At 70.5% G+C, this 16,722-nt stretch carries 18 protein-coding genes; 6 read left to right on the top strand and 12 right to left on the bottom strand.

The features are described from left to right. Positions 1 to 134: 134 nt before the first annotated feature. The 4 genes from ACZ7M2_RS22975 to ACZ7M2_RS22960 form a co-directional block, all read right to left on the bottom strand. Positions 135 to 323, bottom strand: a complete 189-nt coding sequence (locus tag ACZ7M2_RS22975) for a ferredoxin (RefSeq protein WP_471596822.1) — start codon at positions 321 to 323, stop codon at positions 135 to 137. Further along, a complete protein-coding gene (locus ACZ7M2_RS22970; protein ID WP_471596821.1) occupies positions 320 to 1,609 on the bottom strand; it encodes a cytochrome P450 in 1,290 nt (429 codons plus the stop codon). Before ACZ7M2_RS22970 ends, ACZ7M2_RS22975 begins: the two co-directional genes overlap by 4 nt. An 86-nt stretch (positions 1,610 to 1,695) precedes the next feature. Continuing rightward, positions 1,696 to 2,031: a hypothetical protein gene (locus ACZ7M2_RS22965; RefSeq protein WP_471596820.1), complete on the bottom strand. Its 336-nt coding sequence runs from the start codon at positions 2,029 to 2,031 to the stop codon at positions 1,696 to 1,698. Positions 2,032 to 2,035: 4 nt separating this feature from the next. After that, the gene (locus ACZ7M2_RS22960; protein ID WP_471596819.1) at positions 2,036 to 3,298 is read right to left on the bottom strand and encodes an aromatic ring-hydroxylating oxygenase subunit alpha; all 1,263 of its coding nucleotides are present in this window, start codon (positions 3,296 to 3,298) and stop codon (positions 2,036 to 2,038) included. Between the two features lie 776 nt (positions 3,299 to 4,074). On the opposite strand from ACZ7M2_RS22960, the gene ACZ7M2_RS22955 reads away from it, so the two are divergent. Beyond that, positions 4,075 to 4,869: a SigB/SigF/SigG family RNA polymerase sigma factor gene (locus tag ACZ7M2_RS22955; protein ID WP_471596818.1), complete on the top strand. Its 795-nt coding sequence runs from the start codon at positions 4,075 to 4,077 to the stop codon at positions 4,867 to 4,869. Between the two features lie 153 nt (positions 4,870 to 5,022). Here the strand turns inward: ACZ7M2_RS22955 and ACZ7M2_RS22950 are convergent, their stop codons facing one another. From ACZ7M2_RS22950 to ACZ7M2_RS22940, 3 genes are all read right to left on the bottom strand, one after another. After that, entirely contained in the window at positions 5,023 to 5,316 is a 294-nt protein-coding gene (locus tag ACZ7M2_RS22950) for an ANTAR domain-containing protein (protein ID WP_471597018.1), read from the bottom strand. A 216-nt stretch (positions 5,317 to 5,532) separates the two neighbouring features. After that, a complete protein-coding gene (locus ACZ7M2_RS22945) occupies positions 5,533 to 6,843 on the bottom strand; it encodes an FtsX-like permease family protein (protein ID WP_471596817.1) in 1,311 nt (436 codons plus the stop codon). Positions 6,844 to 6,846: 3 nt separating this feature from the next. After that, on the bottom strand, positions 6,847 to 7,638 hold the full coding sequence (locus ACZ7M2_RS22940) for an ABC transporter ATP-binding protein (protein WP_471596816.1): 792 nt from the start codon (positions 7,636 to 7,638) through the stop codon (positions 6,847 to 6,849). A 161-nt stretch (positions 7,639 to 7,799) separates the two neighbouring features. Here ACZ7M2_RS22940 and ACZ7M2_RS22935 point away from each other — a divergent pair, with 161 nt between their 5' ends. The 3 genes from ACZ7M2_RS22935 to ACZ7M2_RS22925 are packed head-to-tail and all read left to right on the top strand — an operon-like array spanning position 7,800 to position 10,080. Then, positions 7,800 to 8,480: an ABC transporter permease gene (locus tag ACZ7M2_RS22935; RefSeq protein WP_471596815.1), complete on the top strand. Its 681-nt coding sequence runs from the start codon at positions 7,800 to 7,802 to the stop codon at positions 8,478 to 8,480. Further along, complete coding sequence (locus ACZ7M2_RS22930) at positions 8,477 to 9,148, top strand: ABC transporter permease (RefSeq protein ID WP_471596814.1); 672 nt, start codon at positions 8,477 to 8,479, stop codon at positions 9,146 to 9,148. The genes ACZ7M2_RS22935 and ACZ7M2_RS22930 overlap by 4 nt, the downstream gene beginning before the upstream one ends. Further along, on the top strand, positions 9,145 to 10,080 hold the full coding sequence (locus ACZ7M2_RS22925) for an ABC transporter substrate-binding protein (RefSeq protein WP_471596813.1): 936 nt from the start codon (positions 9,145 to 9,147) through the stop codon (positions 10,078 to 10,080). The genes ACZ7M2_RS22930 and ACZ7M2_RS22925 overlap by 4 nt, the downstream gene beginning before the upstream one ends. 35 nt (positions 10,081 to 10,115) lie before the next feature. Here the strand turns inward: ACZ7M2_RS22925 and ACZ7M2_RS22920 are convergent, their stop codons facing one another. Further along, complete coding sequence (locus ACZ7M2_RS22920; protein WP_471596812.1) at positions 10,116 to 10,955, bottom strand: DUF1206 domain-containing protein; 840 nt, start codon at positions 10,953 to 10,955, stop codon at positions 10,116 to 10,118. A 569-nt stretch (positions 10,956 to 11,524) separates the two neighbouring features. Between ACZ7M2_RS22920 and ACZ7M2_RS22915 the strand changes: the two genes are divergently transcribed. Further along, on the top strand, positions 11,525 to 12,073 hold the full coding sequence (locus tag ACZ7M2_RS22915; protein WP_471596811.1) for a hypothetical protein: 549 nt from the start codon (positions 11,525 to 11,527) through the stop codon (positions 12,071 to 12,073). After that, positions 12,070 to 12,468: a hypothetical protein gene (locus ACZ7M2_RS22910; protein ID WP_471596810.1), complete on the top strand. Its 399-nt coding sequence runs from the start codon at positions 12,070 to 12,072 to the stop codon at positions 12,466 to 12,468. The genes ACZ7M2_RS22915 and ACZ7M2_RS22910 overlap by 4 nt, the downstream gene beginning before the upstream one ends. A 104-nt stretch (positions 12,469 to 12,572) precedes the next feature. Here the strand turns inward: ACZ7M2_RS22910 and ACZ7M2_RS22905 are convergent, their stop codons facing one another. Genes ACZ7M2_RS22905 through ACZ7M2_RS22890 form a run of 4 tightly spaced genes read right to left on the bottom strand, consistent with a single transcriptional unit; the run spans position 12,573 to position 16,639 of the window. Then, positions 12,573 to 13,727 carry an ABC transporter ATP-binding protein gene (locus ACZ7M2_RS22905; RefSeq protein ID WP_471596809.1) on the bottom strand — a complete coding sequence of 385 codons (1,155 nt, stop codon included), beginning with the start codon at positions 13,725 to 13,727 and terminating at the stop codon, positions 12,573 to 12,575. 22 nt (positions 13,728 to 13,749) lie between these two features. Next, the gene (locus tag ACZ7M2_RS22900; RefSeq protein WP_471596808.1) at positions 13,750 to 14,397 is read right to left on the bottom strand and encodes a LutC/YkgG family protein; all 648 of its coding nucleotides are present in this window, start codon (positions 14,395 to 14,397) and stop codon (positions 13,750 to 13,752) included. Continuing rightward, a complete protein-coding gene (locus ACZ7M2_RS22895; protein WP_471596807.1) occupies positions 14,394 to 15,887 on the bottom strand; it encodes a LutB/LldF family L-lactate oxidation iron-sulfur protein in 1,494 nt (497 codons plus the stop codon). The genes ACZ7M2_RS22900 and ACZ7M2_RS22895 overlap by 4 nt, the downstream gene beginning before the upstream one ends. Continuing rightward, complete coding sequence (locus tag ACZ7M2_RS22890) at positions 15,884 to 16,639, bottom strand: (Fe-S)-binding protein (protein WP_471596806.1); 756 nt, start codon at positions 16,637 to 16,639, stop codon at positions 15,884 to 15,886. Before ACZ7M2_RS22890 ends, ACZ7M2_RS22895 begins: the two co-directional genes overlap by 4 nt. Positions 16,640 to 16,722: the final 83 nt, after the last annotated feature.

Below are 16,722 nucleotides of genomic sequence, written 5' to 3'. Positions count from 1 at the left end.
GGGGGAAAAAGCTTTTGGGTTGGCCTATCCCAACTGTACCTGTTTTTTCTTCCTCTTTTTGGCGATCTCCTTCCCCACCCGGGAAAAGACCCCTTCCTTCTCCCTCCCCCCTTTCCGCCCCCCCCCCGCGACCGTCAGTCCAGCGTGATGGCGCGCTCGGGACAACTGCCCATCGCCGTACGCACGGTGTCCTCGAACTCGAACGGTACCTCCGGTGTGAGCACCACTGCGTAGCCGTCGTCGGTCAGGTCGAACACCTCGGGGCAGAGCGACCAGCAGACCCCGTGTCCCCGGCAGCGGTCCTCGTCGACCTTCGCCTTCACCGCGCCGGCTCCTCGGCGAGGGTGAACTCGACGTTCAGGTTGGTCAGACCGCGCAGGATGTACGTCGGGATGTAGTGGTAGCGGCGCGCGCCCTCAGGTCCGTGCACGCGCTCGGAGAGCCTGATGTCGGCCGTGCGGTCGAGGAGCCGCTCGATGGCCACCCGGCCCTCGGCGCGGGCCAGCGGCGCACCGGGGCAGGTGTGGATGCCCCGTCCGAACGCGATGTGGTGGCGGGCGTTGGCGCGGGAGGGGTCGAAGGTGTCCGGCTCCTCGAAGTGGCGGGGGTCGCGGTTCGCGGCCCCGTTCAGGACCATCACCGTGGTGCCGGCCGGTATGCCGACACCACCCACCGTGGTCGGCACCCTGGACAGCCGGAAGTCGCCCTTGATCGGGCTCTCCATCCGCAGCGCCTCCTCGATGAAGTTGGGGATCAGGGCGCGCTCCTCGCGCAGTCGCCGCTGCAGCTCGGGGCGCTCGACGAGCAGCTTGACGGCGGAGCTGAGCAGCCGGACCGTGGTCTCCTGGCCCGCCGCGAAGAGATTGGTCGCCACCCGGGCCACATCGGCGACGTCGGGTGTCGAGCCGTCCGGGAACGTCGCCGAGGCCAGACCGGAGAGCACGTCGTCGCGCGGCTCGCGGCGCCGCTCCTCGACATAGGACGCGAACCGCTCGTACAGGTACTCCAGTGGTGTGTGCTCCATCTCCCGTTCCGTGCTGCCCACACCGCCGTCCGCCTGCGGCCGGTGCTCCAGCCCCCTGACGAACTCCTCGCGGTCCTCTTCGGGCACGCCGAGCAGGTCGGTGATGACCTGCAGGGTGAACGGGCCCGCGAACCCGCTGATGAAGTCGCCCTCGCCCGGGGCGAGGAACGTGTCAAGGCGACGGTCGGCCAGCTGCCACATCGCCGCCTCGTTCTCCTTGAGGCGTCGCGGTGTGATCAGCCGCATCAGCAGCGCGCGGTGGTCCGTGTGCGTCGGCGGGTCGAGGGTCGGAAGCTGGTCGCTGAAGGGGAGTTCGGCGCGGTGCAGCTCGATGAGTTCGCTCACGTCGTCCCCCTCGAGCGGGACCGGGAACCCCGGGAAGGGGCCGGTCACCGAGAGGCACGACGAGAACGTCTCGCTGTCGTTGAACACGTGAACCGCTTCGTCGTACCCCGTCACCATCACCACGTCGTGGTGGCTCTCGCGCTGTACGGGACACTTCCCGCGCATCGCCTCGAAGTACGGGTAGGGGTCCGCGACGAGCCCCTCGTCCCGGAAGAAGTTCATCGCCTCGAAGTCGTTCACCGTGTGCAACGCTCCCTTCGGCACCGCAACGTGTGGGTCCCGGTGGTCGTGAGTGGTGGGTCGGCTGGGATCGGGTGGTCGCCGGGTCAGGGCAGCGGCTCGGCGACGCGGTGGATCTCGGCGTCGGCGCCGTCGACGACCCTGGGCTGGTGCCAGATCTCGACGCACATCGACACCATGATGATCGAATGCACCAGTTCGAGGAGACGGCGTGCCTGGCCGGGCAGCGCGTCGAGCGGGAACGTGTCGCAGTACGCGAGCGCTTCCTCGATGCGGGGGAACCCGGCGTCGTAGAGCGCCTGAAGTTCGGTCATGTCGCTCGCCAGGCGGCGCTCGTAGCGCTCGGGCTCGGTGGCCAGGCACCAGGTCGCGGCGAAGGGTTCCAGCTCCGCGAACGCCTCGGGCAGGAGGGTGTCGGACACCGGTTCACACCCCCACGGTCCTGCGCTCGTGTTCCTCGACCCAGTCGGCGATCGACCGGTGGAAGTGCCGTACCAGCAACTCCTGGTCATTGAGGGGGAAGTCGTCGCGGGCCGCCCGTGACTCCAGCGCCCGCTGGGTCCCCACGAGGGTGCCGGCGTCCTGGAGCGCGAACTCCTTGAACATGACGACCGCGCACTCCTGGGCGGCGCGCTCACTGGCGGTGGTGGCTTTCGGGAAGAACAGCGTGCCCTCGAAGCGGTGCGTGTGGTACGAGGTCGGCCAGTAGCGGTAGGTGAGGTACCAGCCGGTCGCCCAGATCAGGATCTCCATGTTCGGGAAGATCTGGAAGTTGTCCATGGCCCACTTCCTGACCTTGCCCGGGTTGGTCCCGCCCGGCTCGGTGCCCAGGTCCGGCTCGTCCCAGGGGCCGAACAGGCCGCTGCGCGTGGCGATCTCGATGGGGTACTGGTAGTCGGCGGGCCACAGCCGGCGGGGTGCGCCCGAGGTGGTGACCATGCGGTGCGGGCCGTCGAGCTGGTAGTGCGGTGCCTCGAAGCCGTTCAGCTTGGGCCGGGCCGCCGGGGTGGCCTCCTGCGAGTGCAGCACGGGCACGTGGTAGTACTCCTGGAAGGCGTCCAGGAAGACCTTCCAGTTGCAGTCGACGTCGGCGCGGAAGTCGTAGCGCTCGGTCAGCCGGTCGAACGGGTAGCCGTCGAGCGGCGTGATCATCGGGCCGAGGAACTCCGGCAGGGTCTGCTCCGGGTCCTTCGCCAGATTGACGAAGACGAACCCCGCCCACACCTCGCAGTGCACCGGCAGCAGGCCGTAGTCGTCCTTGTCCAGGCCGAAGAACTCGCTCTCCTGCTGGACGAAGGTGAGCCTGCCGGTGAGGTCGTAGCGCCATGCGTGGTACTTGCAGGTGAACGCCCGGCAGGACCCCCGGGTCTCCGCGCGCGGGAAGTCGTTCCACATCAGCTTGTTGCCCCGGTGCCGGCAGATGTTGTGGAACGCCCGCACCCGGCCTCGCAGATCGCGCACGACGATGATCGAGGTGTCGGCGACCTCGATCTCCTTCGTGAAGTAACTCCCTTTGCGTGGAAGGTCCTCGACCCGGCCGACGTTCAGCCAGGCCCGCTTGAAGACCGCCTCGCGCTCGACTTCGTAGAACTCGGGTGACACGCAGTCCTCGTAGGACACCACTCCCGTTCCCAGGTCCGGGTAGTGCTCGGTCCAGCTGCCCTCGGCCGGCTTCGGATAAAGGGCCATCGCGTCAGTCCTCCGATACGGGCGTTGCCTGGAACAGTTACGGCCGGGCGGGCGAGAACTAGATTCTCTTCATTGAGCATCAGATTTCCACGGTGCGACTGCCCCGTCAACAGTCGGCGGGGGTCCGGGTGGATCCGGGGTCACGTGCGGGGCGGTACGGACGCGGAGCCCCGTGTCGCGGCAGGGTGAGAGGCGCGGGTCGCCGGGGTGCCGATGCCGCGCGGACGGCAACACCTCGGCCGGTCATCCGCATGAGGCATGCCGGCATCACGCACCGCTGTTCCGGCCTGTCCGTCCTGAGGCCCGTCTCGCCGGGCCGTCGACCTCGGCGCGGCGGACGTTCGGGGCGGCCGCCGGGGTCGCGATGTCGCGGTGACGGGTCCGTGGAGTGCGACTCGTACGCGGGCTCGCGCGACGCATTGCGCGGTGAATTGCTCGGCGGTGGTGCCGGGGGGATGGAAATCGCACGGAGCTCGTGCGGTGAATTCACGGCGTACGGATATGGATGGCGTACGGATATGGATTCGCGGACGACGCGTGACGCTCCAGAATCGTCCCCTCGCCCGGCGTCACTTCCCTTGGATGATTCTCCGGGATCGTTTCGCGCTTGTTTGGGTGACCGATATGAGGGAATTGTTCTAGCAGTGCTTCGGACAGGAGGCACGTCCGTGGGAGCTGGTCCGCCAGATCGCCGGATGTCTTCCGTCCGGCTTTTTTGTGCGTGCCCTCCCATGGGGACTGCCCCGTCGGCAACCCCTGAGGGAGTTGTGAGCACTATGCGCATGACGTCCGGCACCAGAAGACACCCCCATGACGACGCCCCGGACACCGCCGCGGCCTTCGTCCGCCTCGCCGAACTGCCGGCCGGGCCCGAGCGGCAGATACTTCGCGAGGAGATCATCCGGTCCTGGCTGCCCATGTCGGAGCGTGTCGCGGGCCGCTACCGGGGCAAGGGCGAGTCGGTCGAGGACCTCAACCAGGTGGCCGCGCTCGGCTTGGTCAAGGCCGTCGACCGCTACGACCCCGAGCTCGGCAACGCCTTCGAGAGCTACGCCGTCCCGACCATCACCGGCGAGATCAAGCGCCACTTCCGCGACCACATGTGGACCCTGCACGTCCCGCGCCGCGTCCAGGACGTCCGCAACAGGGTGCGCGTGGCCCTCAAGGACCTCTCGCAGACGATGCAGGGCCAACGGCCCACCATCGCCGAGATCGCCGCGTACGCGCACCTGAGCGAGGACGAGGTCCGTACCGGTCTGGAGGCCCTGGACAGCTTCTCCGCCCTCTCCCTGGACGCCGAACTGCCCGGCGGGGACGACGGCTACGCGCTCAACGACGCGCTGGGCGCGCGCGACACCGGATTCGACCTGGTCATCGATCGCGAGTCGGTGAAACCGGCCCTGCACGAGCTCCCCGAGCGCGAACGGGCCATCCTCTACCTGCGCTTCTTCCAGGGCATGACGCAGAGCTGCATCGCCGACCAGCTCGGCATCTCACAGATGCACGTCTCGCGCCTCCTCAGCGACTGCTGCGCCACCCTGCGCGAACAGGTGCTCGCCGATGCGGCATAGCCCACGGGCGGTGGACACACCCGGCCGCCCGGGGGGTGTCCCGTCCGGGCGGTCGGAGGCGAGCTCACTGCCGAACCCTCCCGGGAGCGGTTGGCCAGCGGGCCACCTCTTTCTGAACTACCTGGGTGGATCAGATCCAAACAAATTCCGCGCCTACGGGGCGGGGGGACTGTCGGGGATCTGCGTGGGCCCGTACTTGTCGAGCGTGTCCTCCAGGGCCGCGCGAATATCGGGCGGCAGATCTCCCCGCCGCCCCCAGACGAGAATCATTTCCGCGACAGTGCGCAGCTTGACGTTCGTGTGCTGCGAGACTTCCCGGAGCACGGCCCAGCCCTGGTCGGGCGACACCCGGCCGAGGGCGACCATCATGCCGATGGCCTGGTCCACCGTGGCGTGCAAGGTGACGGCCTCCTTCAGCTGGTCGACCTCTTCCCGCAGCTCGACCATCCGGTCCGTCGTGTCGGAAGGGGAAGCCGACTCCTGCGGCGCGTCGCACGGTTCGGCGCCTCCCGAACGGGCGTCTGACGTCATCGTCCCTCCGTGGCCTGGATCCTGGCGGCGCAAACCGTCGTCCTTGGAGTCCATCGTGGCCACTCGGCCGGTCAGGTGCCAGTGCGGCCCCTGCCCACATATCGCGCCGCCTCCCCACAGCCCGCCGCCCGTTCACGCGACCAGGGTCACCGCCGCCACGGCCGGCGTCCGCAGGGTGCGGCGGGCCGTGAACAGGACGGTCCCCAGGGTCACCGCCGCCGCGACCGCGACGACGGCGAGCCAGATACCAGGTCCCTGGCCGGGCCACGGGGAGTCCGTGCGGACGGCGCCGAACGCGAGGACCCCGGCGAGCCCGGCCAGGGTGCCGAAGAAGACGCCCGTCACCGTCAGGATCAGACCCTCGGCGCCGACCACCCCGAGCACCTGCCCCGGTGTCGCCCCCACCAGCCGCTGCTGCCCGAACTCCCGGCCGCGGTAAGTCGTCGCCGCGTACAGGGAGTTGATCAGCATGACGCAGCAGAAGACCACGATGACGCCGACGACCGTGAGGTTGAGCGTCTCGAGGTTCTTCGCGTCGACCGACTTTGGAACACCGGAGGCCCTGATCGCGTCGCTCTCGACCGCCTGCATGGTCAGCGTCGCCGACGCCATGCAGGTGAAGAGGATCAGCGGCATCAGGACACCGGACATCTCCGCGGCACGCCGACGCAGGTTCCGTACGGCCAGGTACCCGCTCGGTCCTGCCAGGGGCAGCCGGCCGAGCAGGCCCTCCAGCAGCCGCGGCGCCAGCAGCGCGCACCCCACGGACAGCAGGATCGCCCCGTAGGCGGGAGGCGCCATCAGCGCGGCGTCCTCGGCCGAGAACGCGAAGGTGGAACAGACCGCCGCACCACCGGCGAGCAGAGCCGCGTACGCGAGGAACGTCCGTGCCCGGCCCCGGGGGCGACGGCGGAGCGTCACCCGCCGCACCGCGAGGAACGCCGCGCCCGCCGCGGCCGGCACCGTGATGCCGATGCCCGACCCGAGGGCGACGGGGCCGAAGGAGTAGTCGACGGACCGGGCGACCTGACCGCTGTCCTGGAAGACGCCCAGCAGGGCGCGTCCGCCGAGCATCGCCGGACCGATCGCCAGTACCGCGCCCACCAGGGCGATCGCCACCGCCTCACCCACGACCATCCGTCTGATCTGCGCGGGAGTCGCCCCGGAGCACCTGAGCAGCTCCATCTCGGCGCCGCGCTGACGGACGTTCACCGTCAGGGTCGAGGCGATCGCGAAGAACACCAGCAGGGTGCCGTAGCCGCCGACGACGCCCGCCGCGGTGGACAGCGACTCCGCGCTCACGGAGTCCACGCCCGGCCGCGCGGCCGTGTCGTGCAGGGAGTTGAAGGTCATGACGACCGCCGCGCCGAGGAAGGCGGACAGCAGGGTCGCCGTGGCGCGCCCGGGGCGCTGCCGGAGGGAACGCAGGGCCAGAGCGAACACGGCTCACACACCCACCCTCGTGTCGTCGCCGAGGTGCGCCAGACGCTCGGCCACGGCGTCCGCCGTCGGCGCGGGCAGTTGGCCGGCCATCCGTCCGTCCGCGAGGAACACGACCGCGTCGGCCCACGAGGCGGCGAGGGGGTCGTGCGTCACCATGACGACCGTCCTGCCGTGCACCCGCACCGCCTCCTGAAGCAGCCGCAGCACATCCCGTGCGCCGCGGCTGTCGAGGGCGCCGGTCGGCTCGTCCGCGAAGATCACCCGAGGCTCGGCGACCAGCGCCCGGGCGATCGCCACGCGCTGCTGCTGCCCGCCGGAGAGCTGGTCGGGCAGGCTGCCGAGCCGGTCGCCCAGGCCGACCGCCGTCAGGATCTCCCGCACCCCGGCCCGGTCGACGCGCCGCCCGGCGAGCTTCAGCGGCAGGATCGTGTTCTGGGCGACGGTCAGCGTCGGCAGCAGGTTGTACTGCTGGAAGACGAACCCGATCCGGTCGCGCCGGAACCTCGTCAGCTCGGCCTCCCCGCTGCCCGTCATCTCCGCACCGTCGACCCGCACGATGCCGCTGTCGGGCCGCTCCAGCCCCGCCGCGCACCGCAGCAGCGTGGACTTGCCCGACCCCGAGGGCCCCATGACCGCGGTGAAGCTGCCGCGCGCCAGGCCGAGGCTCACCCCGTCCAGCGCGGTCACGACGCTCTCCCCGGCGCCGTAGGTCTTGCCGACCTTGACCAGCCGCAGCGCCTCCCGGGCGGGTTCCGATTCGTTCGTACGTCGCGAGGTGCGGCGAAACATCGTCATCACTCTCCGTCCGGCACGCCCTGTGCCTCGCCCACGACGCTACGGAGCGAACGCTCGACCCACATGGGGCGCAGAACCCGTATCGCGGGGTGTACTCAGCGACACCCCGTACGGGTCACCAGAACGCGCCGACTCCCGCCCGCCCCCGATGGAATGGACGCGTGACCGCGCCCCCGGACGACTGTCTCGCCCGCAACGAGTGGATCTGCGGTGAGTATCTGAGCACGCGTCGCCAGATCCTCCTGGACGCGGTCGTCCAGCACCTCCAGCTCACGGCGGTCTCCGTGCTCGTCGGACTCGTCATCGCGGTGCCGCTGGCCGTCCTCGCCCGCCGCTGGGGCTGGGCGGCCGGACCGGTCCTCGCGGTGACCACGATCCTCTACACCATTCCGTCCCTCGCGATGTTCTCGCTGCTCCTGCCCGTGTACGGGCTGTCGGCCACGCTTGTGGTCTCCGGACTCGTCCTCTACTCGCTGACCCTCCTCGTCCGCAACATCCTCGCGGGCCTGCGCGCCGTCCCCGAGGAGACCCGGCAGGCCGCCCGCGGCATGGGATACGGGCCCATCCGCCTCCTGCTCACCGTGGAACTGCCGCTCGCGGTGCCCGCCTCGATGGCCGGACTGCGTATCGCCACCGTCTCGGCGGTCTCACTGGTGACGGTCGGCGCGATCGTCGGCTTCGGGGGACTCGGCAATCTCATCTACGCGGGCATGAACACCTACTTCAAGGCGCAGGTCCTCACCGCGTCCGTACTCTGCGTCGTCATCGCCGTCGCCGCGGACCTCCTCCTGCTCGCGGTGCAGCGGCTCATCACCCCCTGGACCCGGGCGGTCCGCGGATGAACGCCCTGACCGGGGCCTGGGACTGGCTCGGCGACCCCGCGCACTGGTCCGGGGACGACGGTGTCTGGCACCGCCTCGCCCAGCACCTCGTCCTGACCGTCGTCTGCCTCGTCGTCAGCTGCCTCATCGCGCTGCCCGTCGCCCTCGTCCTGGGCCACCTCGGCAAGGGCGGCGCGCTCGCCGTCAACATCTCCAACATCGGCCGCGCCGTCCCCACCTTCGCCGTACTGGTCCTCCTGCTGCTCACCCCGCTCGGCACATGGGGCGAGGGCCCGACCGTCGTCGCACTGGTTCTCTTCGCCGTACCGCCGCTGCTCACCAACGCCTACGTCGGGATGCGCGAGGTCGACCGGAGCGTGGTGCGCTCGGCGCGGGGCATGGGGATGACCGGCCGGCAGATGCTGTTTCACGTGGAGTTGCCCCTTTCGCTCCCGATGGTCATGAACGGCGTACGGATCGCCGCGGTCCAACTCGTCGCGACCGCCACGATCGCCGCGCTCGCGGGCGGCGGCGGACTCGGCCGGATCATCACCGCGGGCTTCAACCTGGCGAGTACCCCGCAGGTCGTCGCCGGCGCGATCCTCGTCGCCGTGTTCGCCCTGATCGTCGAAAGCGTCTTCGAGATCGCCGAGCGGCTGGCACCGCGCTGGGCGAGGGGCATCCGATGAGGCGGGGCGGCGCCCTGCTGAGCCTGGTCCTGCTGACCGGCTGCGGCACCGGTCCGTCCCTGGAGAACCGCGGCGCGGTCACGGCCCCACCCGGCGACAGCAAGCACCTGACCATCGGCTCGGCCGGGTTCACCGAGAGCGACCTGCTGGCGCAGATGTACGCGCTGCTGCTCGGCCAGGCCGGATACAAGACCTCCATGCTGACGGTCGCCAACCGCGAACTTTACGAACCCGCCCTGGAATCCGGCCAGATCGACGTCGTACCGGAGTACGCGGCCACCTTCGCGGACTGGCTGAACGCCAAGACCCACGGAGCGGACGCGCCGCCCGTCGGCTCACCCGATCTCGCCGACACGATGAAGGCGCTCCGGTCGCTCGCCACACCGCGCGGCCTCACCGTCCTCGACCCCGGCAGGGCCGTCGACCAGAACGCCTTCGCGGTGACGGTGGCGTATGCCGGGCAGCATCACCTGAGGACTCTCAGCGACCTCGGCGCGTCCCGTCTTCCGGTACGGCTCGCGGCGGGCGACGAGTGCGTCCAACGGCCCTACTGCGAGCCGGGGTTGAAGAAGACGTACGGCATCGACATCACCGGCGTCGACCCGAAGGGCGTGGGCACCACCCAGGCGAAGCGGGCGGTGCAGAGTGGTCAGGACCAGATGGTGCTGACCACGACGACGGACGCGACGCTCGACGAGTTCGGTCTCGTCCTCCTCGCCGACGACAGACATCTGCAGAACGCCGACTACATCGTGCCCGTCGTCAACCGCTCGCGCGCCGGCGGCGAGGGCGTCACCAAGGCACTCGGCAAACTCAACGACGTACTCACCACCGCGGACCTGGCAGCGATGAACCAGCAGGTGGACAGCTGGCGACGACTGCCCGAGGACGTGGCGCGGACCTATCTGAAGGACAAGGGTCTGCTGAAGTGACGCCCTCGGACGCCCTCAGGTGCCCTGACACGCCCTCAGACCCGGCGCCAGCGCGCCATCGCGAAGGAGAACAGACCGAACAGCACGAGTCCGGCGGCGACGCACACCAGCAGCCACGGTCCCACCGGGGTGTGGGCGAACGAGCGGATCGTGTCGTCCAGCCCCTTCGCGCGGTCGGGTTCGTAGTCGATCGCCGCGCGCACCGCGAAGCATCCCGCCGCGGCGAACACCAGCCCGCGCGCCGCGCCACCGCCCACGCCGGTCACATCCACCAGCCGCCGCGTGCGCGCCGACATCTGACCGAGCTTCAGCTTCTTGTGGTACTTGCGCAACACGGCCCGCCCGCCGATCAGCAGACCCGCGACGACGATGCCGGCTCCGGCGGCTCCGACGATCCACTGCCCCGCCGGCAGATCCAGCACCTTGGCCGTCACATCCCGCGACTGCCGATCGCTCGAACCCCTCCCGCCACTGCCCGAGCCCGCCGCGAACGACAGCACCGAGTAGGCGACGAACGCGTAGAACACGAAGCGCACGCCCGACAGCAGTCGCTTCTTCGCCGCCCGGCCGTCCGGACCGGCGGATCCGAAGCACGCCTCGGACAGCCGCCACAACGCCATGCCGACGAGGCCGACAGCCAGCGCCCACAACAGCACCGCGCCGAAGGGCTGCCGCGCGATCTCCGCGACGGCGCCGTCGCGGTCCGCCTGCTTCTTCCCGTCCCCGAAGGCGATCCGCAGCGCCAGCACACCGACCAGCAGGTAGATCACGCCCCGCGCCGTCAGACCCGCCCGGGCGGCGTACTCCACCCCCGAGCCTCTCGCCGCGCGCCGCGCCTTGACGCGTCCGGTCCGTGCCGTCGCGCTTGCGTTCATGTGGACCTCCCGCGGAACGGGTGCCCTCGCATCGGAGAGACACACGTGTGCGGGAGTGGCCAGATTGCGGTGTTCCGATGCCGGATGAGGCCTTCCTCCGGGCCCTTGGCTCGCTACGCTTGAGAGGGATGCTTTGCCACCGGGGGGTTCACATGGGCAGTGCGGGATTCCGGCCTCAGAGCAAGGCGGTTCAGGCCGAGACCACGTCCCGGCCCACCACCAAGACCGAGCCGGAAGGGAGGCAGCCGACCGGCCGGGGGGCAGAGGTTGAGCGGCCTGCAAGGCAGTTGACCGGTCGTGGGCAGGAGGCTGGGCCGCCGTCGAGGCAGTCGGCCGGTCGTGGGCAGGAGGTTGAGTCGCCGTCGAGGCAGTCGGCCGGCCGGGGGGCAGAGGTTGAGCGGCCTGCAAGGCAGTTGACCGGTCGTGGGCAGGAGGCTGGGCCGCCGTCGAGGCAGTCGGCCGGTCGTGGGCAGGAGGTTGAGTCGCCGCTGAGGCAGTCGGCCGGCCGGAGGCAGGAGGCTGGGCTGCCGCCGGGGCGACCGACCGGCCGCGTACAGGAGGTTCGGCGCGTGCGAGACGACTCGGACGTGCTCCCGCTCATCGACTACGCCGACTACGACAGGTTGCTGCGCCTGGCCCGTGAGCCGAGTCCCGAGCAGATCAGCCCCCTGCGCCCCGACGAGCCGACGACTCCGTTGGTCTATGTCTTCGGCCCGATCACCGACAGCCAGGTGGCGATCAACTCCCAAGGGAATGTGACCCAGAATCGGACCGACGTACGGCCCGAGCAGGTGTACCGGGCGCACTTCCAGCCGGCGCGGCGTGCCGACCCCGTACAGGTGGTGGAAACGCTGCGGGTCGAGGTCGATCGGATGGGGCTCGACCTTTACTCGCAGTACGTCATTCGGCAGGCCGCGGCGGTGATCAAGGTGGAGCTGGCCCGCCCCCCGATCAACGAGGAACGCGTCCGCAGGGCCGTCGATCAGATCCTCGCCTGCCTGGCTCGGCAGCTCGGCGGCGCCCCACTCACCGCCCGTCTGTCCATCCTTGCGGCTCGCCTGGAAGCTGTCTTCAGTAGCGCGGCGGAAGAGAACTCCGGTTCAGGAGGCGCACGTTGACAAGTTCGGGCGGTGCCCAGTTCCACGGGCCCATTCACGGCAGCCAGATCGCGATCGGCGGTCACCACGTGACCCAGCATCAGTACGTGACGGCCGACGAGGGGACGAGCGCCCGGCTCGCCGAGGCCGTACGGTCGCTACTCGCGGCGCTGGAGACGCTCGGCCTGGCCGCCGAGGACGAGACCGCCGTGCGCCAGGACGCCGAGGCCGCCCTGGCGGAGGCCGCCCGGTCCCAGCCGGACGTGGGACGCCTGCGCGGTCTGCTGGGCCGGATCAGGGCCGTACTCTCATCGGTGGCGGCCGGTGCGGCCACGGGGGCTGCCGCGGGCGCCGGCACCGGAGCGGCCGAGCTGGCACACACCGTGCTCCTCGACCTGCAGAACGCCCTGCCCTGAGCCGTGCCGGGGGCGCCCCGAAGGGGCGCGGGGAACCGCGCGCCCAGCCACATCGAACCCGCAGCGCTGAACACCCCGCGTCCCCGCCCCACCCAGCGGAGCGCTCACGCATCGGAGATCGAGTCGAACGACACCTGCCCCCGCCGCACCCCCCGCGCATCCGCGTCCACCGACCGCCGCAGCGCTTCGTGCAGTTTCGCCGGGGTGAGTACGCCGAGGAAGCGGGCCCCGTCCAGGACCGCGACCCAGCCCGCGTCGTGCTGGAGCATCACACCGAAGGCCTGCTTCAGCGGGGCGCCCACCGGGACCCATGAGTTCATCCGGTGGGCGCGGTCGCCGACGGACCCACCCGCAGCCAACTCGTCGACGCCCACCCACCCGTGCAGATCGTCCTCCGTATCCAGGACGACCGCCCATCGCGCGCCCAGCGCGTGCAAGCGGGCGACCGCCGCCTCGGCGGGCTCGTCCAGGCGGGCGACCGGCGGCTGTTCCAGGTCGTCGGGCTCGATGTCGGTGACCGACAGCCGCTTCAGCCCGCGGTCGGCGCCGACGAACTCGGCGACGTAGGGGGTGGCCGGGGTGCCAAGGACGGCCCCCGGCGTGTCGAACTGCTCGATGCGGCCCTGCCCGTACACCGCGATGCGGTCGCCGAGCCGTACCGCCTCCTCGATGTCGTGCGTGACCAGCAGCACGGTCTTGCGCACGGCCTCCTGCATGCGCAGGAACTCGTCCTGCAACTGTTCCCGGATCACCGGGTCGACGGCCCCGAAGGGCTCGTCCATCAGCAGTACGGGTGGATCGGCGGCGAGCGCCCGGGCCACCCCGACCCGCTGGCGCTGGCCGCCCGACAGCTGTTCCGGATAGCGCGAGCCGTACGTCTTCGGGTCCAGGCCCACCAGATCGAGCAGCTCCGCGGCGCGCGTCCGCGCCTTCGCCTTCTTCCAGCCGATTAGTGTCGGCACGGTCGCCGTGTTGTCGAGGATCGTCCGGTGCGGGAACAGGCCCACTTGCTGGATGACGTACCCGATACGCCTCCGCAGCCGCACCGGGTCGACCGTGGCGACGTCCTGGCCGTTCACGAAGATCCGGCCCGAGGTCGGTTCGATCAGCCGGTTCACCATCATCATGGTCGTCGTCTTGCCGCAGCCCGACGGGCCGACGAGCGTGACCAGTTCGCCCTCCGCGACCTCGAACGAGAGGCCGTCCACGGCCGTAGTGCCGTCCGGATAGCGCTTGGTGACCTCTTCGAACCGGATCATCCCCTCACGCTAACCGCGCAGGTCACTCCCCGCTCACCAGCACCACTTCCAGGGTGCGCGGACCGTGCACCCCCTCGACCCGGTCGAGCTCGATGTCGCTGGTCGCCGACGGGCCGGAGATCCAGGTCAGCGGGCGGGTCGGAGCCAGGCGCTCCAGGGCCTGGGGCACGGAGGAGACGACCTGGTCGGGGACGCGGACGACGCAGATGTGGTGATCGGGGACCAGCGTGATGCGACGGCGTCCCTGGTCCGGGCCGCCGTCCAGGACGAGGGTGCCGGTCTCGGCGATCGCGAGCGCGCACGCGGTCACGACGCTGTCGACGCGGTCCAGCTCGCCCGAGGTGTCCTCGGCCCGGTCCGGGACGCGCGTCACGTCCGACGCCGCCAGCCACCGCGCGTCCAGGCCGGCCGGGAGGACCACCGACGTCGAACCGTGTCCGGCGAGCAGCCCGGCGATGGTGGGGGCCAGCTCGTCGGCCGTGCAGCGGTGCACCAGTGCCCGGTAGTCCGCCAGGTTCTCCGCCAGCAGATCCACCGTCTGCTCGACGCTCCGCCCCCCGTGCTCGCGCAGGTACCCCCGCTCAACGGCCTGCTCGTACGGCGTGTCGTCCCGCGGTACGTCGGCGAGCGCGCGCCGCACCCGCCCCAGGATCAGATCCCTGCTGCTCACTTGTCCGTGTCCTTTCCGCCGTGCGTACGCTGCCACCAGTCACGGAACGGCTCCGCGGGCACTGCCGGGAGATCCCGGGTGCCGCTCCACGCCTTGCCCGGACCGGGCAGCGAGCGTGGATGGAAGCGGCGTGTGCGGGAGGCGAGCCGCTGGCCGGTACGCAGCGCGCCGGGGTGGCTGAACGCCCAGCGTGCCGCCCGCATCGCCGCTCGCTCGGCGGCGTGCCCCTTGGCGGGCTTGAGCACGACCTTGTTGCCCTCCCGCGTCACCTGGCCGCCCTCGGCGATCCGTTCGCGCAGGTGGACGAGGACCTCCGGGATGTCGATGGCGACCGGGCAGACCTCGTAGCAGGCGCCGCAGAGTGAGGAGGCGTACGGGAGCGAGGCGTCGATCTCGCTCGCGGTGCCCCGGAGCTGGGGGCTGAGGATCGCGCCGATCGGGCCGGGGTATACCGAGCCGTAGGCGTGGCCGCCCGCGCGCTCGTACACCGGGCAGACGTTGAGACACGCCGAGCAGCGGATGCAGCGCAGGGCCTGGCGGCCGACCTCGTCGGCGAGCGTGTCGGTGCGGCCGTTGTCGATGAGGACGAGGTGGAAGGTCTGGGGGCCGTCCGCTTCCCCGGCACCGCCGTCCCTCGTGCCCGTCCACATCGAGGTGTACGGGTTCATGCGCTCCGCGGTCGAGGAGCGGGGGAGGGTCTGGAGGAAGACCTCCAGGTCCTGCCAGGTCGGCACGATCTTCTCGATGCCGACGACCGAGATCAGCGTCTCGGGCAGGGTCAGGCACATCCGGCCGTTGCCCTCGGACTCCACGACCATCAGGGTGCCGGTCTCGGCGACCATGAAGTTGGCGCCGGAGATGCCGACCTTGGCGCGCAGGAACTTCTCGCGCAGGTGCAGTCGGGCGGCCTCGGCCAGTTCGGCGGGCGTGTCGGTGAGGCCTTCCGGCGCCGGGCGGCCCCACTCGGCCATCTCACGCGCGAAGATGTCGCGGATCTCGCCGCGGTTGCGATGGATGGCCGGGACGAGGATGTGGGAGGGCCGGTCCTTGCCCAACTGCACGATGAGCTCGGCGAGATCGGTCTCGTAGGCGTGGATGCCCTCGGCCTCCAGGGCTTCGTTGAGGCCGATCTCCTGCGTGGCCATCGACTTGACCTTGACGACCTCCCTCTCCCCGGTCATCTTCACCAGGTCGGTGACGATCCGGTTGGCCTCGTCGGCGTCGGCGGCCCAGTGCACGATGCCCCCGGCCGCGGTGACCGACTCCTCCAACTGCACGAGGTAGCGGTCGAGATGACGGAGCGTGTGGTCCTTGATCTGCTTGCCGGCTTCGCGCAGCGCGGCCCAGTCGTCGAGTTCCGCGACGGCGACCGCCCGCTTGGCGCGGATCGTGTGGGTGGCGTGGCGCAGATTGCCGCGCAGGGTCGGGTTGTTGACCGCGTCGTGCGCCGCCTCGGGAAACGCGGGCATGCCGACGAAGGTGCCACTCATGCGCTCGGCTCCTCTTCCGTACTGGCCAGGATCTCCGCGATGTGCACGGGCCGCATCCGCGTCTCCAGCCGGGCCATCGTGCCGCCGATGTGCATCAGGCAGGAGTTGTCGGCGGCGCACAGCACCTCCGCGCCCGTCGACTCGGCGTGGTGCACCTTGTCGGCGCCCATCGCGGCCGAGACGTCGGCGTTCTTGACGGCGAACGTGCCGCCGAAGCCGCAACACTCGTCCGCGCCCGGCAACTCGCGCAGTTCGAGCCCCTTGACGGCCTGGAGGAGCCGGCGCGGCCGGTCGCCGAGCCCGAGACTGCGCAGCCCGTGACAGGTGGGGTGGTAGGTGACGGTGTGCGGGTAGTACGCGCCGACGTCCGTCACGCCGAGCACATCCACCAGGAACTCGGTGAGCTCGTACGTCTTCGGCACGACCGGGGCGAGGGTGGCCGCGAGGGTGTCCCCGCGACCCTCCGCCCGCGCCCGCTCACCCATCCGCGGATACAGCTCCCGCACCATCGCGCCGCACGACCCGGAGGGCGTCACGATCGCCTCGTACTCACCGAAGACATCGGAGAAATGCCGGGCCAGTGGCTCGGCCTCATGCCGGTACCCGGTGTTGTAGTGGGCCTGCCCGCAGCAGGTCTGCGCCATCGGGAAGTCGACCTCGACGCCCAGCCTGGTCAGCAGTTTCACCACAGCGCGGCCGGTGTCCGGATAGAGCGTGTCGTTGACACAGGTCAGGAACAGGGCGACACGCATCGCAGCTCCTTGGGATCGATCATCGGATGAGTGCAGGGTACGCGGAGGACGAGCGGCAGGGGAGCCCCCGCTCATGGACACGG

This window comes from Streptomyces sp. NPDC111507 (assembly GCF_055638955.1).
This window is presented reverse-complemented; position numbering and strand designations above follow the sequence as displayed.